The sequence below is a fragment of the Microbacterium sp. 8M genome (assembly GCF_902506375.1).
Lineage (GTDB): Bacteria > Actinomycetota > Actinomycetes > Actinomycetales > Microbacteriaceae > Microbacterium.
Genome location: NZ_LR733284.1, coordinates 3,537,458 through 3,558,281, shown reverse-complemented (window position 1 = coordinate 3,558,281; position 20,824 = coordinate 3,537,458). Strand labels below are relative to the sequence as shown.

Annotated in this window: 21 protein-coding genes; 8 read left to right on the top strand and 13 right to left on the bottom strand. The window is 70.3% G+C overall.

Annotation, left to right across the window (positions count from 1 at the left end):
• The first annotated feature begins 191 nt into the window (after window positions 1-191).
• Entirely contained in the window at window positions 192-890 is a 699-nt protein-coding gene (locus tag AERO9AM_RS16750) for a TetR/AcrR family transcriptional regulator (protein ID WP_159577177.1), read from the top strand.
• Window positions 891-909: 19 nt separating this feature from the next.
• Here the strand turns inward: AERO9AM_RS16750 and AERO9AM_RS16745 are convergent, their stop codons facing one another.
• Together AERO9AM_RS16745 and AERO9AM_RS16740 are read right to left on the bottom strand one after the other, a co-directional pair.
• The gene (locus tag AERO9AM_RS16745) at window positions 910-2,256 is read right to left on the bottom strand and encodes a uracil-xanthine permease family protein (protein WP_159577176.1); all 1,347 of its coding nucleotides are present in this window, start codon (window positions 2,254-2,256) and stop codon (window positions 910-912) included.
• Window positions 2,257-2,362: 106 nt separating this feature from the next.
• Entirely contained in the window at window positions 2,363-3,238 is an 876-nt protein-coding gene (locus AERO9AM_RS16740; protein ID WP_159577175.1) for a phosphoribosylaminoimidazolesuccinocarboxamide synthase, read from the bottom strand.
• Between the two features lie 60 nt (window positions 3,239-3,298).
• On the opposite strand from AERO9AM_RS16740, the gene AERO9AM_RS16735 reads away from it, so the two are divergent.
• From AERO9AM_RS16735 to AERO9AM_RS16725, 3 genes are all read left to right on the top strand, one after another.
• Window positions 3,299-3,880, top strand: a complete 582-nt coding sequence (locus AERO9AM_RS16735; protein ID WP_159577174.1) for a GNAT family N-acetyltransferase — start codon at window positions 3,299-3,301, stop codon at window positions 3,878-3,880.
• A gap of 84 nt (window positions 3,881-3,964) precedes the next feature.
• On the top strand, window positions 3,965-4,576 hold the full coding sequence (locus AERO9AM_RS16730) for a PadR family transcriptional regulator (RefSeq protein WP_159577173.1): 612 nt from the start codon (window positions 3,965-3,967) through the stop codon (window positions 4,574-4,576).
• Complete coding sequence (locus tag AERO9AM_RS16725; protein ID WP_159577172.1) at window positions 4,569-6,056, top strand: DHA2 family efflux MFS transporter permease subunit; 1,488 nt, start codon at window positions 4,569-4,571, stop codon at window positions 6,054-6,056. Before AERO9AM_RS16730 ends, AERO9AM_RS16725 begins: the two co-directional genes overlap by 8 nt.
• A 61-nt stretch (window positions 6,057-6,117) precedes the next feature.
• On the opposite strand, the gene AERO9AM_RS16720 is transcribed toward AERO9AM_RS16725, so the two are convergent.
• Window positions 6,118-7,395: a Gfo/Idh/MocA family protein gene (locus tag AERO9AM_RS16720; protein WP_159577171.1), complete on the bottom strand. Its 1,278-nt coding sequence runs from the start codon at window positions 7,393-7,395 to the stop codon at window positions 6,118-6,120.
• Window positions 7,392-7,823, bottom strand: coding sequence for a hypothetical protein (locus AERO9AM_RS16715; RefSeq protein WP_159577170.1), 432 nt, complete (start codon window positions 7,821-7,823; stop codon window positions 7,392-7,394). The genes AERO9AM_RS16720 and AERO9AM_RS16715 overlap by 4 nt, the downstream gene beginning before the upstream one ends.
• Window positions 7,824-7,902: 79 nt before the next feature.
• Here AERO9AM_RS16715 and AERO9AM_RS16710 point away from each other — a divergent pair, with 79 nt between their 5' ends.
• Window positions 7,903-8,097: a hypothetical protein gene (locus tag AERO9AM_RS16710; RefSeq protein WP_159577169.1), complete on the top strand. Its 195-nt coding sequence runs from the start codon at window positions 7,903-7,905 to the stop codon at window positions 8,095-8,097.
• On the opposite strand, the gene AERO9AM_RS16705 is transcribed toward AERO9AM_RS16710, so the two are convergent.
• The 4 genes from AERO9AM_RS16705 to AERO9AM_RS16690 all read right to left on the bottom strand — a co-directional run bounded on the left by AERO9AM_RS16705 (window position 8,082) and on the right by AERO9AM_RS16690 (window position 12,483).
• Window positions 8,082-9,356 (bottom strand): glycoside hydrolase family 16 protein, encoded by a 1,275-nt coding sequence (locus AERO9AM_RS16705; RefSeq protein WP_159577168.1) that lies wholly within the window; start codon window positions 9,354-9,356, stop codon window positions 8,082-8,084. The two genes, AERO9AM_RS16710 and AERO9AM_RS16705, sit on opposite strands and share 16 nt — an antisense overlap.
• 111 nt (window positions 9,357-9,467) lie before the next feature.
• A complete protein-coding gene (locus tag AERO9AM_RS16700) occupies window positions 9,468-10,283 on the bottom strand; it encodes a carbohydrate ABC transporter permease (RefSeq protein ID WP_159577167.1) in 816 nt (271 codons plus the stop codon).
• Window positions 10,280-11,182 carry a carbohydrate ABC transporter permease gene (locus AERO9AM_RS16695; protein ID WP_236602655.1) on the bottom strand — a complete coding sequence of 301 codons (903 nt, stop codon included), beginning with the start codon at window positions 11,180-11,182 and terminating at the stop codon, window positions 10,280-10,282. The genes AERO9AM_RS16700 and AERO9AM_RS16695 overlap by 4 nt, the downstream gene beginning before the upstream one ends.
• Window positions 11,179-12,483, bottom strand: coding sequence for an ABC transporter substrate-binding protein (locus tag AERO9AM_RS16690; RefSeq protein WP_159577166.1), 1,305 nt, complete (start codon window positions 12,481-12,483; stop codon window positions 11,179-11,181). Before AERO9AM_RS16690 ends, AERO9AM_RS16695 begins: the two co-directional genes overlap by 4 nt.
• 134 nt (window positions 12,484-12,617) lie before the next feature.
• On the opposite strand from AERO9AM_RS16690, the gene AERO9AM_RS16685 reads away from it, so the two are divergent.
• Window positions 12,618-13,724: an ROK family transcriptional regulator gene (locus tag AERO9AM_RS16685; protein ID WP_159577165.1), complete on the top strand. Its 1,107-nt coding sequence runs from the start codon at window positions 12,618-12,620 to the stop codon at window positions 13,722-13,724.
• A gap of 112 nt (window positions 13,725-13,836) precedes the next feature.
• Here AERO9AM_RS16685 and purD read toward each other — a convergent pair whose 3' ends face one another.
• Both purD and AERO9AM_RS16675 read right to left on the bottom strand, forming a co-directional pair.
• Window positions 13,837-15,114, bottom strand: coding sequence for a phosphoribosylamine--glycine ligase (gene purD, locus AERO9AM_RS16680; RefSeq protein ID WP_159577164.1), 1,278 nt, complete (start codon window positions 15,112-15,114; stop codon window positions 13,837-13,839).
• Between the two features lie 147 nt (window positions 15,115-15,261).
• A complete protein-coding gene (locus AERO9AM_RS16675) occupies window positions 15,262-15,939 on the bottom strand; it encodes an NUDIX hydrolase (protein WP_159577163.1) in 678 nt (225 codons plus the stop codon).
• 73 nt (window positions 15,940-16,012) lie between these two features.
• On the opposite strand from AERO9AM_RS16675, the gene AERO9AM_RS16670 reads away from it, so the two are divergent.
• Complete coding sequence (locus AERO9AM_RS16670; protein WP_159577162.1) at window positions 16,013-16,381, top strand: sterol carrier family protein; 369 nt, start codon at window positions 16,013-16,015, stop codon at window positions 16,379-16,381.
• Window positions 16,382-16,576: 195 nt separating this feature from the next.
• A complete protein-coding gene (locus AERO9AM_RS16665; RefSeq protein WP_159577161.1) occupies window positions 16,577-16,894 on the top strand; it encodes a potassium transporter Trk in 318 nt (105 codons plus the stop codon).
• A gap of 141 nt (window positions 16,895-17,035) precedes the next feature.
• Here AERO9AM_RS16665 and AERO9AM_RS16660 read toward each other — a convergent pair whose 3' ends face one another.
• The 3 genes from AERO9AM_RS16660 to AERO9AM_RS16650 form a co-directional block, all read right to left on the bottom strand.
• Window positions 17,036-17,635, bottom strand: coding sequence for a zinc-binding alcohol dehydrogenase (locus AERO9AM_RS16660; RefSeq protein WP_159577160.1), 600 nt, complete (start codon window positions 17,633-17,635; stop codon window positions 17,036-17,038).
• 150 nt (window positions 17,636-17,785) lie between these two features.
• Complete coding sequence (locus AERO9AM_RS16655) at window positions 17,786-19,045, bottom strand: serine hydrolase domain-containing protein (RefSeq protein ID WP_159577159.1); 1,260 nt, start codon at window positions 19,043-19,045, stop codon at window positions 17,786-17,788.
• On the bottom strand, window positions 19,042-20,775 hold the full coding sequence (locus AERO9AM_RS16650; RefSeq protein WP_236602654.1) for a biotin carboxylase: 1,734 nt from the start codon (window positions 20,773-20,775) through the stop codon (window positions 19,042-19,044). Before AERO9AM_RS16650 ends, AERO9AM_RS16655 begins: the two co-directional genes overlap by 4 nt.
• Window positions 20,776-20,824 lie beyond the last annotated feature (49 nt).

Sequence of the window (20,824 nt, the reverse complement as noted above, 5' to 3'; positions counted from 1 at the left end):
CTCCCGGCCGTGCACGGCTCGGAAGGCGAGGCATCGCCGACCGATCCCCCAGAAACCGGTCACCCGCGGTGTGCCCCCTAGACGCCCGCGGCTTCCTCCGGTGACGTGATCAACATAGGTTGAATCCACGTTCAGTGATTAATCTAGCGAATGGATCCGTCACCCGGCAACGGAACCGGAAGGCGTCGCGCATGGCACGCTCTGCGGAGCAGAACCGTCTCGCCAGGGAGCGTTCGCGCGAGAGCCTCCTCCAGGCGGCGATCGACGTCTTCGCCGAGCGCGGCATCGAGGGCGCCACCATCGCCGAGATCACCGGTCGCGCCGGCGTCGCCCAGGGCATGGTCAACTACTACTTCGGCGGCAAGGAGCAGCTGATCGGGGCGATCGTGGACCGCTGGTTCGAGGTGCTCTTCGGAATCGCGCACGGCACCGCGGACGCGGAGGAGACGCCCCGCAACGCGTCCGCCGCACCGCCGCCCGAGGTGCGCCTCGCGGGCATCATCGACACCGTGCTCGGCATGACCGCCGTCGCGCTCCCGCTGCAGCGGGTGATCTTCGCCCTGCAGCAGCGGCCGTCGACGCGGGAGCTCTTCGCCGCGGCGGAGCGCCGGCACGCCGCCGCCGTGACCGCCGCCGAGGACGCGGTGCGCGCGATCTTCCGCGAGCGCGGCGAGGAGGATCCGGCGATCCAGGAGATCATGCTCCGGAGTCTGCTGGACGGCATCGTGGGGCAGTGCATCATCTACGGCGACTCCTACCCGCTGGAGCCGGCGCGGCGCTGGGTGCACCGGCTGTACGACCTGCCGGATCCGCAGACGCCGCTGCACCGCCTGACGTCCCTGCCCGGAGGCGGAGACGGATCCGAGCCCCGCGCTCGCGCGTCGCAGTGACGCGCGAGCGCCGGACCGGTCAGGCCGGGTCGCCGCCCATCGGGCCGACCGCCTCGAGCGGACGCGGGTCGTCCGCACCGCTCCTGCGGAGCCGGGCGATCGCGTTTCCGCCGTGGTAGATGACGATCGCGGCGACCGTGGCGATCACGATGCCGCCGAGCATGAAGCCCGAGTCCTTGATGGAGATCGAGAAGCCGCCGACGGCGATGATCAGCGCGACCGCGGCCGTGTACTGGTTCACCGGGCGGGAGAAGTCGACGCGGTTGTCCACCCAGATCTTGATGCCGATCACGCCGATGAGGCCGTAGAGACCGGTGGTGATGCCGCCGAGGACGCCGGCCGGCACGGAGTTGATGATCGCGCCGAACTTGGGCGAGAGGCTGAGCAGGATCGCCGCGATGCCGGCCACCCAGTAGGCCGCTGTCGAATAGACGCGCGTCGACGCCATGACGCCGATGTTCTCGCCGTAGGTCGTGGTGCCGGATCCGCCGAAGAATCCGGCGAGGGTGGTCGAGACGCCGTCCGCGATGAGCGCCTTGCCGGTCTGCGCGTTGATCTCCGGATCCTCGACCATCGTGGCGACGCCGCGCACGTGGCCGACGTTCTCGGCGATCAGCACGAGCACCACCGGCAGGAACATCGCGATGCCGCTCCACACCGTGGGCGTGCCGAAGTCCGGGAAGTGGAAGGTCGGAAGTCCCACCCAGGCGGCCTTGTCGACAGCCGAGAAGTCGAGCTCGCCGCGGAACGCCGCGAAGATGTAACCCGCGATCACGCCGAGGAAGATCGAGATGCGGCCCAGGAATCCGCGGAACAGCACGGCGAACACGATGGTGATCGCGAGCGTGAAGGTCGCCGTGACCGGCGCCTTCGCGAAGTTGCCGTAGGCGGCGCCGGCGAGATTGAACCCGATGAGGGCGACGATCGTGCCGGCGAGCACCGGCGGCAGGAACCGGTCCACCCACTTCACGCCGGCGACGTGCACGACGACGCCGATGAGCGCGAGCAGCACGCCGACCGAGACGATGCCCGCGAGCGCGGCGCCGATGCCCTTGTCCGCCCCGGTCGCGTGCGCCGCCGTCGCGGCCGTGACCGGTGCGATGAACGCGAACGAGGATCCGAGGTAGCTGGGCAGCTTGTTGCGCGTGATCAGCAGGAAGAGCAGCGTTCCCACGCCGCTGAACAGGAGGGTGGTCGGCACCGGGAATCCGGTGAGGATCGGCACCAGGAAGGTGGCGCCGAACATCGCGACGACGTGCTGCACGCCGATCGCGATCGTGGCGGGCCAGTTCAGGCGCTCATCGGGGCGGACGACGGCGCCGGGTTCGACCGTGCGTCCGTCGCCGTGAATGGTCCACAGGGCCATGCGGGCTCCTCGGGATCGGGGGAGGGGGTCGCGAAAACCCTATCCTGGGCGTTCCCTGGGGAGCGTGCTGTCCGCGCCGGATCCGCGGCCGCAGCGGCGCGACGGGTCAGGCCGTCAGCCGGTCCAGCAGCTCGGCGTAGCGCTCGGCCGTCCGGGCGACCACGTCATCGGGCAGCAGCGGCGGAGTCCCCTGCTTGTCCCAGTGCGCGGCGAGCCAGTCGCGCACGATCTGCTTGTCGAAGCTCGCCATGCGCTCCGCGGGGGTGGATCCGCTCCGCCACGCCTCGGCGTCCCAGTATCGCGAGGAGTCGCTCGTGAGCACCTCGTCGGCCAGGCGCAGCACGCCGTCGGCATCGACGCCGAACTCGAACTTGGTGTCGGCGAGGATGAGACCGTGCTCCTCCGCGATGGCGGCGGCGCGGCGGTACACGGCGAGCGAGACGTCGCGCAGCTGGGCGGCGCGTTCGGTGCCCACGATCTCGGCGGTGCGCTCGAAGGTGATGTTCTCGTCGTGCTCGCCCTTCGGCGCCTTGTACGCCGGGGTGAACAGCGGCTCGGGCAGACGGTCGCCGTTCTGCAGGCCGGCCGGCAGCGGGATCCCGCACACGGTGCCCTCGGCCTGATACTCGGCCCAGCCGGATCCGGTGAGATAGCCGCGCACGACGCACTCGATCGGCAGCATCTCGAGCTTCATCGCGAGCATCGCCCGGTCGGCGACCTCGGCGGGGATCTCGCCGGCGACGAGGTGGTTCGGGATCGGGTCCGGGCCCTCGGCGAGGCGGTCGAACCACCACCGGCTGAGCGCGGTGAGCAGCGCGCCCTTCTTCGGGATCCCGGGCTCGAGCGCGAAGTCGAAGGCGCTCACCCGGTCGCTCGCGACGACGAGCAGACGCTGGTCATCCGGATCCGCCGGGGTGTACAGGTCGCGGACCTTGCCGGAGTAGAGGTGACGCCAGCCGGGGAGATCGAGGGGTGTGCTCACGCGTCCATTATCGCGGTGCCCGGGGGGCCCGATGTCCGTGGCCGCGCGTAGGGTGCACGGGTGAGCGACGCGTTCCCCCTCGAGATCACGACCGACCGTCTTGTGCTGCGCCGCCCGGAGCCGGGCGATCTCGCCGCGGTGTTCGCGATCCACACGGATCCGCGGGTGTGGACGCACTTCCCGAGCCTGCGCCCCACCGACCCCGACCAGATCGGTCCGATGATGGCGCGCTGGTGGCGCAGCTGGGAGCGCGCGGGGCTCGGCACCTGGACGGTTCTCCTCCGCGAGACCGGCGAGCTGATCGGGAACGGAGGCTGCACGCTGCTCGCCCCCGATCCCGACGCGCCCTCGGCGCAGGTCTGGAATCTCGGCTACCGGCTCTCCGGCGACCACCACGGGCGCGGGTACGCCACCGAGCTGGCGCGCGCGGCGCGGGCGGCGGCGGCCGAGGTCGCGCCCCAGCGGCCGGTGATCGCGTATCTCGTCGAGCACAACCGGGCCTCGGCCGCGGTCGCGGAGAAGGCGGGGCTGACGCTCGTGCACCGCGCCCCCGACGCGGGCAATCCGGATCCCTCCGTGATGCGCCTCGTGTACGCGGATCGTGCGCTCACGCCCGCCCAGCTGGCCACCGCACTGCGATGAGGGCCGGATCCGGGCTGGTGCCGACGATCGGATCAGCGTAAAGTCCTCTACGGATAGTCCACATGGACTAATCGAAATGGAGTGATGGTGAAGGATCCGGCGCTCACGCCCCTGGGGGTGATGGTGCTCGCGCTGCTGCGCGAGGGCGACATGCATCCGTACGAGATGGCGCGGCTGCTGCGTGCACGCCGCGACGACCGGATCGTGCCGATCTCCGCGGGGACGCTGTACCACACCGTCGCCCGCCTGCACGGGCAGGGCCTGCTCGAGGAGGTGGGCGTCGACCGCGAGGGCAACCGCCCCGAGCGCACCACCTATGCGGTCACGCCGGCCGGCACCGAGGCGGTGCGCGAGTGGGTGCGGCGCGAGCTCGGCGGCAGCCGGCGGCGGACGCCGTTCCGGGTCGCCCTCGCCGAGGCGCACAACCTGGAGCGGGACGAGGTGGTCGAGCTCCTCACCCAGCGGCTCGAGCTGCTCCGTCACGAACTCGAGACGCTGAGCGCGGCCCTGGACGGCGCCGCCACCCGTGCCGTCCCCGAGCAGTACCTGCTGGAGGTGCTCCGGCACCGCCTCCTGCTGCAGGCCGACGTCGACTGGCTCGGCGACCTGATCCCCCGGATCGCCTCCCCTGAGTTCTCCTGGGGGCCGGATCCGGACCACCTTCTTGCCAAGCGAAAGGCACACCACGATGGCTGAACCCGTCAGCACGTCGACCGGCGCGTACGCCGCCGGTCACAAGCCGAAGAGCCCCTGGCCCGCCCTCTGGGCGCTGGTCATCGGCTTCTTCATGATCCTCGTCGACACGACGATCGTCTCCGTCGCGAACCCCGCCATCAAGGCGGCGCTCGATCCGGCCACGAGCAACCTCGACAACGTCGTGTGGGTCACGAGCGCCTACCTGCTCGCCTACGCGGTGCCGCTGCTCATCACGGGTCGCCTCGGCGACCGGTTCGGCCCGAAGAACATCTACCTCATCGGCCTGACCGTGTTCACTCTGGCCTCGCTGGGCTGCGGCCTGTCCAGCAGCCTCACGATGCTCGTCGTGTTCCGTGCGGTGCAGGGCCTGGGTGCGGCGCTCATGACGCCTCAGACCATGGCCGTCATCACGCGCACCTTCCCGGCCGAGCGCCGGGGCGCCGCGATGGGGCTCTGGGGCGCCACCGCGGGGGTGGCCACCCTCGTCGGGCCGCTCGCCGGCGGTCTGCTCGTGGACGGCCTGGGCTGGGAGTGGATCTTCTTCATCAACCTGCCGGTCGGCGTGATCGGCTTCGTGCTCGCATGGATCCTCGTCCCGCGCCTGCAGACGCATGAGCATCGGTTCGACCTGGTCGGCGTCTTCCTCAGCGCCATCGGCCTGTTCCTCATCGTGTTCGCGCTGCAGGAGGGCGAGCACTACGACTGGGCCGGTTGGATCTGGGGCATGATCGCCGCCGGTGTCGTGGTGATGGCGGTGTTCCTCTGGCAGCAGGCGAAGACCCGCAGCGAGCCGCTCGTGCCGCTGGAGCTGTTCCGCGACCGCAACTTCTCCGTCGCGAACCTCGGCATCGCGGCGGTGGGCTTCACGGTGACGTCGATGTCGCTGCCGATGATGTTCTTCTACCAGCTCGCCCGGGGGCTCACGCCGACCGAGGCGGCGCTGCTGCTCATCCCGATGGCCGTGCTCTCGGGCGTGCTCGCCCCGCTCGCCGGACGGATCCTGGACCGCGTCGACCCTCGCCTGCTGCTCGTGCCCGGTCTCGGCCTCACCGTGCTGGCGCTGGTCTGGTACGCGCTGCTGATGAACCCGGACACGCCGATCGGCATGTTCCTGCTGCCGTCGGCGCTCATGGGCATCGGCCAGGCGGGGATGTGGGGGCCGCTGGCCACCACGGCGACCCGCAACCTCGCGCCGCGTCAGGCCGGCGCGGGCGCGGGCATCTACAACACGACGCGCACGATCGGATCCGTGCTGGGATCCGCCGCCATCGCCGCGTTCATGCAGAACCGTCTCGTGGAGAACCTGCCGGGGGCGGCCGAGCACGGCGGCGACTTCGGGTCGGGCAAGCTGCCCGAGTTCGTGGTCAAGGGCTTCTCCGCGGCGATGTCCCAGACCATGGTGCTGCCGACGCTCGTGCTCGCCGTCGGCGTGATCGCGATCCTGTTCATGAAGCGCCCGGAGCACCTCCGCGCGCGCTGACCAGCGGACGCTCCCCGTGAGAGAGGCGCCGCTCCCGGAACCGGGGCGGCGCCTCTTCATTTCAGATCGGCAGCGCTGTGAAGGATGCCGGGTCCGCCGGCATCCGCACGGTCGCGGAGGACGCCCGGGACCGCTCGGCCGCCCAGACCACCTGGTGTGAGACGAGGCTCTCCTCCGGGGTCGAGAGGCGGGAGGCGTCCCCCGTCCGCAACGCGTGCAGGAAGTCCCGGACGAGGGCTCCATCCGCGCCGCCGTGACCGTCGGCCGCGCTTCCGCTGCCGTCGACGTCGATGGCGATCGTCTCCTGTGCGCCGGTCACGAAGTCATGCACCTGCAGCGTGCGTCCGTCGCCCTCGATGCTGCCCCGGGTGCCGAACACGCGGGTCTTGCGGAAGTCGAGATCCGTGAACGCGGTCACCGTGAACGACGCCGTGGCGCCGCCGGCGAACTGGAAGTTCACCACCTGGTGGTCGGCCACATCGTTCCGGCCGAGATACACGCACTCGCCATAGGGTCCGGTCTCGAGCGCGCGCTCGATGTTCTCCGGCGAGACGACAGGATCCAGTACCGCGAGCGGCCACCGTTGGTAGGCGGGCTGACCGAGGAATCCTCGGTAGATGCGCGTGGCGGAGTAGGCGCAGTCGTTCTGCAGGGGGCAGTCGATGCAGCGCTCGGCGGCCTGCGGCGGCTTGTTCTCGGGACGGAAGTGGAAGAGACCGCCGAAGGACGAGACCTCCTCCACGGGCCGCCCGACCAGCCGGATCAGCCAGTCGACGTCGTGGCTCGACTTCGCCATGAGCATGGGGGACGATGTCTCCTCCCGCGCCCAGTTGCCGCGCACGTACGAGTGCGCGAAGTGCCACCATCCGATCGGCTCGAGGTGCTCGACCGAGACGAGGTCGCCGATGCGCCCCTGGTCGACGAGCGCGAAGAGGCGCTGGGAGTAGTCGCTGTACCGAAGGACGTGGCACACGATGAGCAGCACGCCGTTGCGGCGGGCGGCGTCGACCATCGCGCGCGCTTCGTCTTCGGTCGACGCCATGGGCTTCTCCACCAGCAGGTGGAACCCGGCCTCGGCCAGGCCGATCGCCGGCTCCGCGTGCGCCCGATCCGGGGTCGCGATGACGACGGCATCCGCGAGGGCGCGGTGGGCGGCGAGCTCCTGCCACGAGTCCAGCACGCGCACGTACTGGTCGGGGAGAGCGGCGAGGAGCGCGGCCACGCGCGCGGGATCGGGGTCGACGACCGCGGTGATCCGCGCGCCCTGTGCGGCGGCGAGCTGCGCGTAGCCGAGGCCGCGGGAACCCGCGCCCAGGATCGCGAGTCGAGGTTCGGTCATTGTCCGTTTCCTTCTGTTCGAGTCAGCGGCGCCCTGGTGATGTTGCTGATCAGCCAGCGGCCGTCCTGCTTCACCAGGTCGATGGTGCGGTGTTGCGTGTAGGGCGTGTCGAGTGCGAGTCGGTTCTTCGCCAGGAAGTCGTCATCGGCTCGGGTGAACTCGAACGTCGCGTCGATCTCGGCGCGTCCGGTGGTGCGGTCCGCCGAGAGGGTCGAGACGTACCACGAGATCGAGAGAGGAGCCGTCGTGAGCTGAGCATCCTCGAAGAGCGCGACCGTCTTGTCGGCGTATCCGTCCTTGCGGAGAGCCTCGGAGAACGAAGCCGTGTAGAACGTCATCTCGGTCGCGATGTCCTGGCTGACGGTCTCGGATGCGCGGCGGTCGACGGCGGACGTCTGCAGCGCGATGACCTTCTGAGCAGACTGCACTTCTGCGTCGTCATCGGGGATCGCCTCGGTGCCCGGCCCACCGCTGCCGTCGGATACGCGCCAGATGCTCTGCCCTGCCGTGAACGACGGAGAGGGCGGCGACGACGGCGACGGTGTCGACGACCCGGTGCAGGCCGTCACGCTGCAGGCCAGCGCGACCGCGACCGTCAACGTCGAGATGACTCTCATCGGGCTTCTCATCAGGTCCTCCTGGGGCGGCCGCAGGTTCGCGGCCGCCCCGTGCATGTCCGTGGTGCGTCAGTTCTTCACGTAGTCGAAGGCCCACTGCGCGGACCAGGCCGTGTTCTGGATGTTGCTGTACTGCACCAGACCGTTGTTGGCCTCGACGTTCATCGCGGCGCCCGTCTGGCGGTTCACTATCCGCTTGTAGCCGTTGAGATTGTTGAGGGTCCAATCCGCGGTCCACTGCGTGGGACTCACGGTGCCGACCTGCACGTTGCCGGTGTTCTGCTCGGTGTGCATGTACTCGCCGGTCCAACGGTTCTTGAAGCGGGTGAATCCGTCGGCGGTGGGCACCTCGGTCCACTGGCTGGACCAGTAGGTGGCGGGCACGGACGAGGACTCGAGGTTTCCGGTGCGGTTCTCGATGTTGAGGTACTTCCCGGTGTAGCGGTCCTTGATGCGCTCGTAGACGCCCGGGTAGCCGCCGTCCTTGGTGTAGGTGCGGAGATAGTCGACCTGCCAGGTCTTGGGCCAGACATCGTTGTGGACGCCTGATCCGGCATCGGTGTAGATGCCGAGGATCAGCCCCATCGCCTCGTTCGGCGCGTCGTTGATCGTCTTGAACAGCTGGCCGTCGAAGTAGAAGTCGAGCTTCGTGGGCGACCAGTCGAGCCCGTACGTGTGGAACTCGTTCTGGGTGTCGCCTGCGCCGGCCGGCAGCTGGCAGACGCAACCCGTCCACTGCGAGACGAAGTTCGGGTCGGACCAGCCGTACCCCCACTGGCGCCACGTTCCGGGCGCGCTGAAGAAGGTCTCGAGCATGTCGATCTCGGAGTTGCCGTTAGCCGAGCTCTTGTCCCCGGTGCCGACGAGCCACAGGGCCTGGTGTCCGCCGCCTCCGCCGTTGAAGAGCTTGGCGCGCAGCTCGATGTAGCCGTACTTCATCGTGTAGCCGTTGAAGGCCTCGTGGTGGTCGTTCGGCATGTTGCTGTTGAAGCGGTGCCACCAGTCGGCGTCGTAGGTCTGGATGCTCGACACCTTCACGGTGCTGTCGTAAGTCGGATTCCAGGCTGGAGTGTCCGGATCGATCCTCTCGTTGAGGATCCCGTTCGACATCGAGTACCGTGCCTTCGCGTTCTCCCGATTCGAGGTCCAGTGCGGCAGGTAGTAGTCCATCCACTTCGTGCCGTCGAGAGTGGATCCGTCGAACTCCTCATCGAAAGAAAGGGTGTACCCGGGTTTCGCGAGCGGGCTGGGTGGCGTGTCCGCCGCTTGCGCCGCCGTCCCGGTTCCGACCAGGGAGGCCGTGGCGATGACTCCGGCGAGGAGGGTGGTGAGGTGCTTCTTCATTGATGCTTCTTCCTCGATCTGTGTGGTGCCGTGTACTGCTCTTGCATGCCCTGCATCCGCCCGAGCCGGGGGAGCGGGACGTTCGGACGGCTGTGCCGCGTCCTGCCTGCCCTACCGGACGGCGCCCTGCAGGAACCCGCGCACGAGCTGGCGCTGGAAGATCGCGTACACGATCACGACCGGGACGATCACGACGATCGTCGAGGCGCTGAGCAGGGGAATGTCCTTGCCGTACTGGGTGACGAACTGCCCGAGTCCCGCTGGCGCGGTGCGCCGATTCGGATCCTGGATGAGGACCAGAGCCAGCAGGAACTGATTCCACGACCACATGAAGTAGAGCAGCGCCAGCGTGGCGAGCGCGGGTTTCGCCGTCGGCAGCAGAATCCGGACGAAGACGGTGTAGGGCCCGGCGCCGTCCATCTCGGCCGCCTCGGTCAGCTCCATCGGCAGGGAGTCGAAATGCGCCCGCATCCAGAAGATCCCGAACGGCATGAAGACGCCGATGAGGGGGAGGATGAGCGCCCAGTAGGTGTCGAGCAGCCCGACGGAGCGCATGCCGTAGTAGAGCGAGAGGACGATCGACTCGAGCGGGAGCGTGAGGCCGAGCAGCAGCAGGGCGACGACCACGCTGCTGCCGCGGAACCGGAAGCGGGACAGGGCGTATCCGCCCAGGGTGGCGAGGAGCACGCCCACGGGGACCACCGCGATAGCGACCGTGCCGCTGGATGCGAACAGGCTCGCGAAGCCGCCGACGGTCCACGCTGTCGCGAAGTTCTCCCAGTGCGGGTGCTCCGGCCAGTGGAGCCCGGTGACCGGGCTTCCCGGCTCCTGCACCGCGGCGAAGAAGATCGAGATCAGCGGAACGACGGTCAGGGCCACCGCGATGAGGAGGATGACGGCCGTCGTGAAGCGCGCGCCGCGGGTCATCGGGCGTCCCTCGGCCGGGAGAGCAGGTTGATGACGATCACGACTCCGTAGACGATGACGCTGAGCGCGATGGACAGGGCCGACGCCAGGCCGACCTTGTTGTAGCTGAAGGCGAGGCGATAGATCTCGACGCCGGGCACCATCGTCGAGGTGCCGGGGCCGCCCGCCGTCATGACGTAGATGATGTCGAAGCTGGCGAGTGCGGCGATCACGGTGACCGTCGCGGCGACGCCGATCTCGCCGCGCAGCTGCGGCACGGTGATCGACAGGAACTCGCGCACGGGGCCGGCCCCGTCGAGCCGGGCGGCCTCGTACAGGCTCTGGTCGATCCGCTGGATCGCCGAGGAGAACAGTACGACGCACAGTCCCGTGCCCACCCACGCCCCCACGAGGCCGACGGCGGGGAACGCCCAGTCGAAATCGCCGAGCCACGGGCGCGCCCAGGCTCCGAGCCCGAGCGCCCGCAGCGTGGAATTCACCAGGCCGCCGTCGCTGTAGATCGACTTCCAGGCGACGCCCACCGCCACGAGCGGCAGAACCTGGGGCAGGAAGATCAGCGCACGCGCCCACCCCCATCGCCCCTTCGCGTCCCCCGCGACGAGCGCGGCGATCACGAGACCGCAGCAGATGGGCAGCACCGAGAAGAACACGATGAGTCCGAACGCGTGCGACAGGCTGGACGCCTGCTCGGGGTCGGTGAAGACCGTCAGATAGTTCTGCAGACCGACCCAGGTGGATGCGCCGATGCCGTCCCAGTCGAAGAACGAGTACCACATCGAGTTGAGCCACGGGACGATCACGAAGACGACGTAGAAGAGGAGCGCCGGGGCGAGGTAGAGCCATGCGACTCCACCCCGCCAGATCGGTGCCCTCCGTCGCCGGGGAGCGAGGGAACTCACTTGTGGCTGCCAGCCCAATCCGCCTGCACGGCCGTGACGAGCGCGTCGACCGTGGTCTTGCCGGAGAGCAGCTCCTGCGTCTGCTGGGTCAGCGTGTCGTTCATCGACGCGGTCGCGTTGTTGTTGAAGCTGACGATCCCGTTCGCCTCGTTCACCTCGCCGTAGGTCTTGACGAGGTCCGCCTGCAGGCCGGGCTTCGCAGTGATCGCCTTCGTGTTGAAGGGGAGGAAGCCGGCGTCGAAGGAGGCCTGCGCTGCGGCGTCCGAGCGCAGGAAGTCGAGGAACGCCGCGGCGGCGTTGGGGTGCTTGCTCTTGGCCGAGATCGCGTACGCGGTCGAGCTTCCGATCGCCGTCGGCTTGGCCCCGGGGAACACGGCGAAGCCGGCCTTGTCGCCGAGGGCCTTCTCGATCGTCCCGGCGTCCCAGTTGCCGTCGTTGAGGAAGACGCCCTCACCGCTGCCGAACTTCGTCACGGCGCCCTGGAGGTCGACGGCGTTCGCGTCGGAGGGGACCAGTCCCTCGGTCGCGTAGTCGAGGAGGGTCTGCGCGCCCGTGCGGTTGCCCTTCGTGTTGAACGTGGAGCCGGAACGGCCCAACGCCCAGGCGTTGGCGGGCTCGGCGCCGTCGATCCCCTGACCGACGCCCTGGATCAGGAACGCTGCGTGCCCCTGGGCGTTGCCGAGCTGTAGCGGGACCAGACCGGCCTCCTTGGCCTTCTTGAGGTCGGCGGTGAGCTCGTCGAGCGTCTGGGGCGGGGCCGAGATGCCGGCCTTCGCGAGGAGATCCTTGTTGTAGTACAGACCGACCACGCTGCCCGAGGTCGGCAGCGCGTACAGGCTGTCCCCGCCGAGGGCGACCTTGTCACTGCCCACCTTCCACTGGCTGAGGAGTGTCGAGGGGATCTCGGTGTCCCAGTGGTAGAGCTTCGCGTACTCGTCGAGGTCCACCACGAGGCCGTTCTTCGCGTTGTTGCCCATCATGTTGAGCAGGGCGACATCCGGGGAGCTGTTGGAGGCGAGGCTCAGGGCGAGGCCCTTGTTGTAGTCGTCGAAGGTCGTCTTCGAGAGCTCCACGGTGACGTTCGGGTGCTTCTGCTCGAAGGCCGGGATGATCTTGGCGAGGGGCGCACCGGACTCCGGCGTCGACGCGACCGTCAGGGTGATCTTCTCCGATCCCAGGTCGGTCGAGGGCTTCTCAGCGCTGTCGGAGGCGGACGCAGTACCTCCCGGAGCGCACGCGGTGAGGGTGAGGGCCAGTACGCCGCTCGCGAGGACGGGCAGGGCGATGATTCGAGACTTCATTGTCGGGCTCCTTGGTGGTGAAGGCGAGGCTAGTGAAAGTAACTTTCAAAAGTCTCATGAACGATAATCCCTTCTAGAGCCAGCCGTCAAGCGGATAGGATGAGACTTACGAAAGGGAGTTAATGAATCACGCCGTGACATCGCGACTGCCGGACCTGAGCCGCAACGGCATCGCCGTCCTGCACGCGCTCCGCGGGGAGGAATCCCTCACGGTGGCCGACCTCGCTGAGCGCATCGGAGTCTCGCGGCCGACCGCCGCCGCCGGAGCTGCGGAGCTCGAGGACGCGGGCTGGGCGATCAACTGGCGTGCCGATTCCCAGGGCATGGGTCGACCCGCGAAGCACTTCGCCCTCAGGGTGTCCGCCGGCGCCGTGGTCGGGGTGGACATGGGTCTGCATTCCATCCGTGCGGTCGTCCATGACCTGGAGGAGAAGCTCCTCGCCGACCATCGCGTGCCCAACCAGGAAGGCGGCACCGCGCGGCAGCTGGATCTCCTCCGGGCCACGATCCATGAGGCGCTGCACCGAGCCGGCGACCCGCCGCTTCTGGCGTTGGGCGTGGGGCTCCCCGGTGTCGTCGACCGCACCGGCCGCGTCGTTATCGGCCCTGCGCGCTCGGGCTGGGACGGGCTCCCGCTGCGGGACCGCCTGCTCGCCGCCTACGACTGCCCGATCCTCGTCGAGAACGACGCCATGGCTGCCGCCAGTGCCGAGCATCAATGGGGCGCGGGCCGGGGGGCGAGCAGCTTCGTGTACCTGCTCGGCGGGCACCGCACCTCGTCGGCGATCGTCGTCGAGGGGCGAGTCCTCCGCGGCGCCAACGGCGCGGCGGGGATGGTGGGCGAACTGCCCGAGCTCGAATGGGACGACGCCACGCGCATGCTGCTCGACGACGCCGGAGTGACGGGCGACGACATGCTCTCCGTCTTCCAGCGCGCGAACGAGGGCGACGCACGGTCGTCAGCGGCGATCGCCGGCTACGTCGACCGGCTCTCGGTAGGGCTGGCGGCCGTCTCGCTCGCGGTGGATCCGGAGCTCGTCGTGCTCGGCGGCGGCATCTCGCGCGTCGGCGACATGATCGCGCCGCTGCTGCAGGAGCGGCTGCATGCGCGAGCGCGCATCATCGCCCCCCGCATCGAGACATCACCGCTCGGCGGTGAGGCGACCGTCCGCGGCGCCGCCCACCTCGCGTTCGCCGCGGTCGACGAGGAGCTCCAGCGCGCTGCGCAGAAGGCGACGTAACCGCCGGCGCACGCGGACCGCGCGGCTTGCCCGCGGGTGCCGTGCCGGACGTGCGCCTCGCCGGGTGGGACGCGCAGGCGTCGGGCAGGCGTGCGAGCGGCCCGGAGCCGTCTTACTCGGCGACGCGCGCGGCGATGTCGGTGCGGTGGTGCGCGCCGTCGAGGCGGATCCGCCCGAGCGCCTCGTACGCGCGGGCGCGGGCATCGGCGAAGTCGGATCCCGTCGCCACGACGTTCAGCACGCGGCCACCGGTCGCGATGAGGTTGCCGCGCGGGGCGTCCGGCCCCGCGGTCGCGGCGTGGACGATGCCGACGCCGTCGACGGCGCCCGCTTCGGCGAGCCCCTCGATCGGGCGGCCGGTCTGCGGCGCCTCGGGGTAGCCCTCGCTCGCCAGCACCACGGTGATCGCGACCTCATCGGAGAACTCCGGCTGCGGCTCGTCCTCGAGGGTGCCGGTGGCGGACGCGAGCAGCAGCCGCGACAGCGGCGTGCGCAGGCGGGGCAGAACGACCTGGGTCTCGGGGTCGCCGAAGCGGGCGTTGAACTCGATCACCCGCACGCCGTTCGGGGTGAGGATGAGGCCCGCGTAGAGGAGGCCGATGAACGGGGTGCCCTCGGCGTCGAGCTGCTTCACGACGGGCAGCGCGACGGTGCGGGTGACCTCGTCGACGAAGGCCGCCTCGCTGCCGAACTGCTCGGCGAGCCACGGCAGCGGCGAGTAGGCGCCCATGCCGCCCGTGTTCGGACCCTCGTCGCCGTCGAAGGCGCGCTTGAAGTCCTGCGCGGGGCTCAGCGCGCGCACGGTGTCGCCGTCGCTGAGGAAGAAGAGCGAGACCTCGGGCCCGGTGAGGAACTCCTCGACGAGCACCGGACCGTGCGGCAGGTAGTGCTCGGCGTGCGCGAGCGCGGCGGCGCGGTCTTCCGTGACGATGACGCCCTTGCCCGCGGCGAGGCCGTCGGCCTTCACGACGTACGGGGCGCCCAGGTCGTCGAACGCGGCCTCGACCTCGGCCGCGGTCGCGGCGCGCACGGCGCGGCCCGTCGGCACCTCGGTGGCCTCCATGATCCGCTTGGCGAAGGCCTTGGAGCCCTCCAGCTGCGCCGCGGCCCGCCCGGGGCCGAAGACGGGGATCCCGTGCTCGCGCACCACATCGGCGACGCCCGCCACGAGCGGCGCCTCGGGACCGATCACCACGAGGTCGACGGCGTGCTCGTCGGCGAAGGCGCGCACGGCGGCGCCGTCCATCGGATCCACCTCGACCAGGGTGGCGTCCTGCGCGATGCCGGCGTTGCCGGGCGCGCAGAGGATCTCGTGGCCCTTGCGCTCGGCGCGCAGGGCGAGGATGATCGCGTGCTCACGGGCACCGGAACCGAGGACGAGGATCTTCACCCGTCAAGCCTACCCAGCGCCCCCGCCGGATTTCCTACCCAGCGCCCCCGCCGGATTTCGGATCCAGCGCCCCCGCCGGATCTCGGATCGCATCGGATGCAGGGCGGCTGCCGTGCGCCGCCGGCCGGCACCCGGTCCGCGGGCGCCTCAGAGCGTGATCGGGCGCTCCCGGGTGCGGTCCCAGGGCAGCGTCCAGCCGGCGGCGTCGAACAGGCCGCTCAGCACGCTGGCCGTGAAGCCCCACACGATCGTGCCGTCGATGTCGAACGCCGGTCCGCGGTAGGTCGAGCCGTCGCGTGTCAGGGTCGACGTGAAGCGGTTCTCCGGGTCGAGCAGCTGCGCCACCGGCACGCGGAAGACCTCGACGGTCTCGGCGTGATCGACGGCGGCGACGCGGGAGGGCACCCGCCACCACGCCAGCACCGGCGTGACCAGGTGGTTGCTGGCGGCGAGGGGCAGATCCGGCAGCGACGCGAGCACCTCGACGCCGGCCGGATCCAGCCCCGTCTCCTCCTGCGCCTCGCGCAGGGCGGTGGCCGCGGCGTCCGCGTCCTCCGGCTCGCTGCGCCCGCCCGGGAACGAGACCTGCCCGGGGTGCGACGAGAGCGTCGCCGCCCGGCGCTGCAGCAGCACGTCCAGGTCTGCTGCGACGGTCGCCTCGTCGGCGCGGGCCGGGATGCTGTCCAGCCGGCCGAACAGCATCAGCACGGCGGCGGGCACGGGCTCGTTCACCAGCTGCGGGAACGGCGGCCGCCACGCGTCGCCGTTCTGCACCGCGGCGAGCAGTTCGGCACGGGCGCCGCGCAGAGTCCGGGTGTCGGTCATCGATCCGAGCCTACGCCCGGCGCATCCCGTGTGCGCCGCCGCCGGCGCTCCCCGACGCGCCTACGCTGGATCCATGGCCAGCAGGATCGACACCACGGCCGGACGCGCCGCGCTCGACGCCGCCCGCACCGCGCTCGCCGCCGGGGAGAAGCCCGCGCGCGCCGATCTCGCCACGGCGGTGCGCTACCTGCTGCAGCTGCTCGACGAGAAGGCGCCCGGCAACAGCGTCGAGGTGCGGGTGCCGCCGTTCGGTGCGGTGCAGGTGGTGCAGGGCCCGCGGCACACGCGGGGCACGCCGCCGAACGTCGTCGAGCTGGATCCGGCGACGTGGATCGCGGTCGCGACCGGATCCGAATCCTGGGAGTCGGCCGTCGACGCCGGGCGGATCCATGCGTCCGGCACCCGCGCCGACCTCACTGCGCTGCTGCCGCTGCGGCCCTGACCGAATCCGCTGACGGGTGCGCCGCTCTACGGGCGCGCGACGGCGCCGCGACAGGCAGACGCGCGAGAACAGGCGGATGCTTCCGGCGTGCGCCTGTTCCGGCGTGATCGCCTGTTCTCGCGCGGGCGGGCGACCCGGGTCCGCCGACCGCCCGCGCCCGGTCCCCTGCACAGGCGGGCGTGGGACAATGGATCCATGAGCACGCCGCAGCCGCACCGCACGCCCGAGATCGAGATCGCGCGTGTCCGTCGTGCGCCGCGCTGGGGCGTCTTCCTGGGCATCGGCGTGGTCGTCGGCGTCGTCGTCGCGTTCCTGCTGACCGCGTTCGGCAACTTCGAGGCGTCCGAGGCCACCCAGGTCGCCTATCCGTTCGGCCAGGTCTTCGGATTCCTCGTGCTGTGGACGGTCCCCGCCGGCATCGCCGTGTTCGGCGTCATCGCGCTGCTGCTGGAGCGCGCCGCGCGTCGCAGCGAGCGCGTGGTGCGCGTCGACCACGAGACCATCGCGGAGTAGCCCGCGCGAGAGCGCGAGCGCAGCGATCGAGTAGCCCGCGCGCCCTTCGTCTCGGGTAGCGGTTCCTGAGCGAGCGAAGCGAGACGAAGGACGCTCAGGGACCGCTGCGCGAGACGAAGGACGCTCAGGGACCGGATCCCGTCAGGCCACCTCGGCGATGACCGGGCGGATCGCGGTGTCGAAGTCGACAGGGTCGTGCCGCAGGGTGTCGGTAACAGCGATGCTGAACGCGCCGATCCGCCAGATCCCGCGTTGGGCGAGCGGCAGCACGTGCACGTTGAGCTCGAAGGAGTGCGCCCGGCGCCCGGTGTCGCGCTCGAACTCCGCCAGCGCCGCCGCGTACGCGCGGTACGGATCGCCGGTGCCGGAGACCGAGCGGGCGTAGCGCTGCTGCGCGTCCTTCGCGTAGCGCAGCACCTCGGCCGCGAACGGCGTGATCGCGGTGCGCAGCCGCTCGGCGCCGCGCGCCGGCAGCGCGACGATCGTCTCGAAGCCGTCGACGAGCTCCAGCGGCGTCGCCGAGGGGTGCGTGACGGGTTCGACCGTCATCTCCCAATACGCCCGCCACTGGCGTTCCAGCGCGTCGTCGGCCTCACCGTCGTCGAACGCGCGCCGCGGATGATCGCGCAGCGTCGGCAGCTCCGCAGGCACACGGATGCCGAGCCGCTGCCGCAGGGCGAGCGCGACGAGGACCGGGACGCCGGCCTCCTCGCGCACCAGCCACTGCGGCTTCTCCACCATGGCCCCATGGTACGGATTCCCGGGCCCGGACGGGGCGGTTCTTCCGGCACGGATCCGCGGGATTCCGGGCGGGATCCGCCCCGGGTCGGCGGTCAGCCGATGGCGCGCGCGACGGCGTCGAACGCCCGGGATCCGTCCCAGCGGCGCCGGTCAGCCGATGGTGCGCGCGACGGCGTCGAACGCCCGGATCGTCCAGAGCAGGCGCTCGCCGTCCTGCGGGGTCGGCCAGCTGGACAGCTTGGCGGCGACGACGTTCGCGGCGCGGTTGATGTAGACCATCTGCCCGTGGATGCCGAGGGCGAGGAGCACATCCGACCCCGGATAGGGGAACCAGAAGCCGTTGCGGTACATGCCGCCCGGCATGAGCGTCGGCTCGGCGGCGTTCGCGAATGCGGCACGCGAGTCCGGCGCACCGGCCAGGGTCTCCGCGATCCACGCCGACGGCAGCACCTGCCGGCCGTCCATCGCGGCGCCGTCGCGCAGGAACAGCGTGCCGAACCGCAGCAGATCCCGCAGCGAGGCGGAGACGCCTCCGTCGAACATCCCGGATCCGACCGCGTCCACGCCGACGTTGGCGCCGAACTCCGCGCCCATCGGCCCCCACAGCCGCTCGGACATCAGGTCGGCCGCGTGGATCCCGGTCGCACCCTCGAGCACGAACGCGAGGGCGTCCGTCTCGCACGACTTGTAGTCGAAGCGGCCGCCGTGCGGACCGTCGGCGCCGAGCGTGGCGAGGAAGTCGCGGAGCGTGTGCGGGGTGTCCGGGTGCCGTCGCGGCGCCCACCCGATCGCCTCCTCGAGCAGCCGGACCTCGGCGTTCGCGTCCAGGTACGCCTCCGAGAACCGCACGCCGGTGCGCATGTCCAGCAGGTCGCGCACGCGCGCGCCGTCGTATCCGGATCCGGACAGCGCGGGGACGTAGGCGGTGACCTGCGCACCCGGGTCCAGCTCGCCGGCGCCGATGAGCGTGCCGGCGACGGCGGTCGTCAGCGACTTGCTCACCGACATGAGAAGGTGCAGCACGCTCGGCGACATGGTGCCGACATACTGCTCGCCCATGACCGCGCCGTCGCGGGCGACGATCCAGCCGTCCGTGTACGTCGAGGCCATGACGTCCTCGAACGGCGCCGATCGCGGCTCCCAGGGGTGCGGGACGTCGATGTGGCCCAGGTCGGCCGGCACCGACGGCAGCGCGAGGGTGCGCCCGCCGGAGGAGATCTCGTGCACGGGCAGGAAATCGGCCATGTGCTGCATCGACCAGCGCAGGTTCGGCTCCTGCTGCCACGCCTCGAGGGGAGGGATGAACCCGTCGACGGGCCGGGCGTCGTGCGCGGGGACGGGCACGGCCCCCGTCGCGGGAGCCGTGCCGTTCCAGATCTCCGCAGCCGGGGGCGTCACATCACCGCTCATGAGGTCGATTCGATTCCGATCAGCTCGTTCTCATCGACCGCTGCGGCAGGGGGCAGCTCGGTGGCCGCATACATGGCCCGGATGGACTCGATGAGGTGCTTCGCGCGGATGGACAGGCGCCCCGAAGGCGTCTGCAGCCGACCCTTGGTGACAAGGATCCCCAGATCCGCTCCCTTCCAACGGTAGTCCCCCGGCCCGTAGATCCGCAGGAAGAACGACTCGGCCTCGGATCCGAGCAGGTGCCAGTCCAGGTCGCCCTGTGAGAACGCCAGCCGCCCGTAGGCGTCGAGCACGTACCGTCCCGTGGGCGGGGCGACGTCGATGTGCTCCACGGTCGGATCCGTGTGCTTGATGATCATGTGGCTCCACTGGTCGGCGGCGGCGAGCTCCTCCCAGCGGTCGTTGATCTCGTCCACGTCGAGGTCGAACTCGACCCCGGCGTACTCGAGCAGGTGGAACACGAACAGCGGGATGTCGGCGTACGCGCCCGCGGTCACGTTGGTGATGGCGGAGGCGCCGGAGATGCGCGGGTTCAGCTCGCCGAGGTACACGTCACCGGTGTCGGTGTCGAGCAGCACGTCGACCTCGAAGAAGCCGCGGTAGCCCTCCGCGCTGAGCGCGTCGCCCAGCTTGCGCACGAGGCTCGTCGCCGTGTGCCGGGTGGGCTCGTCGAGCACTCCGGGGAACATCTCGTTGCCCGCCCAGCCGCCGCGATACGGAGTCAGCTCCTTGTGCCCGGTGATCTCGGTCATGAACGGGCCGACGATGGTGCCGTGCCGGGTGAGCACCGCCTCGACCGCGATCGGGCGGTTGTTGATGCGCTTCATCACCTTGACCTCGTGGCCGACGATGTCGCCCTCGTTCTTGCGGAACGACGCCGGGTCGGCGATGAAGTACGTGGTCTTGCCTGAGTCGCCGTAGGCGGTCTGCACGACGAGGTCGGATCCGAGCCCGGACTCCTCGGCCTGCGCGATGAGGTCCTCGTACGAGTCCACGGTGGTGATGATGTTCGGCACGCTCGGCACGCCCACGGCATCGGCGATGCGCGTCGTGACCATCTTCGAGTCCAGGCGCTCGCGCAGCGAGGCCGCCGGCAGGATCAGCTCGTAGCCCAGCTCCTCGCAGATCTGCTCGGTCTCCTCGTCGAAGAACACCATGGCGATGCGCGGTCTCTCGCCGGCCGGGGTGAGGCGGGCGATGTGCGCACGCACCTCGTGATGGCGCAGCAGCCAGTTGTTGATCTCCTCGCCGCTCTGGAACTCCACGTACGGCTTGTGGATCGGGCTGAACACCCGGGGGTGCGCGCCCTGCCAGCTGTCGTAATAGGCGATGTAGGAGAACCCGCGCACCCAGCGGTCCAGGCCCAGCAGATTGAACGCGGACGCACCGACGAAGAAGATCGGCGTGCGGTTGGTGCGGAAGTAGTGCCGGATCTCCGACATGTTCCGCAGACCGTGCGAGCGCGCGGGCTTCTCGCCCGGGGCGATCTCGGGATCCAGCGTGGGCAGCGCCACGGGAAGCGGGTTCGTCGCCGGGCCCGTCGTCGTGGCCGATCGCGGCACGGGCTTGCGACCGCGGGAACGGGCCGCGCTCACCTTCTTCGCCACGGACCCCGCGGCGTCCTTCGCGGCGGAAGCGCTCGACGCGCGCCGGCGGGGTGTCGGCTTCACGGCTTCGGCGTCCTCGGCCGGGGTCAGCCCCGACCCCTGGTCCTTCTGAGTGCGTGCCACGATGGTCCTCTCCATTCGTGAAGGCGCGGCCTCTTCGCCGCGCTGCGGA

What these genes read in the sequence shown, in the direction of transcription:
- AERO9AM_RS16690 (WP_159577166.1), bottom strand. Translation starts at nt 12,483, where the DNA reads ATGAAGTCTCGAATCATCGCCCTGCCCGTCCTCGCGAGCGGCGTACTG.
- AERO9AM_RS16655 (WP_159577159.1), bottom strand. Translation starts at nt 19,045, where the DNA reads ATGAGCGGTGATGTGACGCCCCCGGCTGCGGAGATCTGGAACGGCACG.
- AERO9AM_RS16660 (WP_159577160.1), bottom strand. Translation starts at nt 17,635, where the DNA reads ATGGTGGAGAAGCCGCAGTGGCTGGTGCGCGAGGAGGCCGGCGTCCCG.
- AERO9AM_RS16745 (WP_159577176.1), bottom strand. Translation starts at nt 2,256, where the DNA reads ATGGCCCTGTGGACCATTCACGGCGACGGACGCACGGTCGAACCCGGC.
- AERO9AM_RS16675 (WP_159577163.1), bottom strand. Translation starts at nt 15,939, where the DNA reads ATGACCGACACCCGGACTCTGCGCGGCGCCCGTGCCGAACTGCTCGCC.
- AERO9AM_RS16700 (WP_159577167.1), bottom strand. Translation starts at nt 10,283, where the DNA reads ATGACCCGCGGCGCGCGCTTCACGACGGCCGTCATCCTCCTCATCGCG.
- AERO9AM_RS16670 (WP_159577162.1), top strand. Translation starts at nt 16,013, where the DNA reads ATGGCCAGCAGGATCGACACCACGGCCGGACGCGCCGCGCTCGACGCC.
- AERO9AM_RS16665 (WP_159577161.1), top strand. Translation starts at nt 16,577, where the DNA reads ATGAGCACGCCGCAGCCGCACCGCACGCCCGAGATCGAGATCGCGCGT.
- AERO9AM_RS16730 (WP_159577173.1), top strand. Translation starts at nt 3,965, where the DNA reads ATGGTGAAGGATCCGGCGCTCACGCCCCTGGGGGTGATGGTGCTCGCG.
- AERO9AM_RS16705 (WP_159577168.1), bottom strand. Translation starts at nt 9,356, where the DNA reads ATGAAGAAGCACCTCACCACCCTCCTCGCCGGAGTCATCGCCACGGCC.
- AERO9AM_RS16720 (WP_159577171.1), bottom strand. Translation starts at nt 7,395, where the DNA reads ATGACCGAACCTCGACTCGCGATCCTGGGCGCGGGTTCCCGCGGCCTC.
- AERO9AM_RS16750 (WP_159577177.1), top strand. Translation starts at nt 192, where the DNA reads ATGGCACGCTCTGCGGAGCAGAACCGTCTCGCCAGGGAGCGTTCGCGC.
- AERO9AM_RS16725 (WP_159577172.1), top strand. Translation starts at nt 4,569, where the DNA reads ATGGCTGAACCCGTCAGCACGTCGACCGGCGCGTACGCCGCCGGTCAC.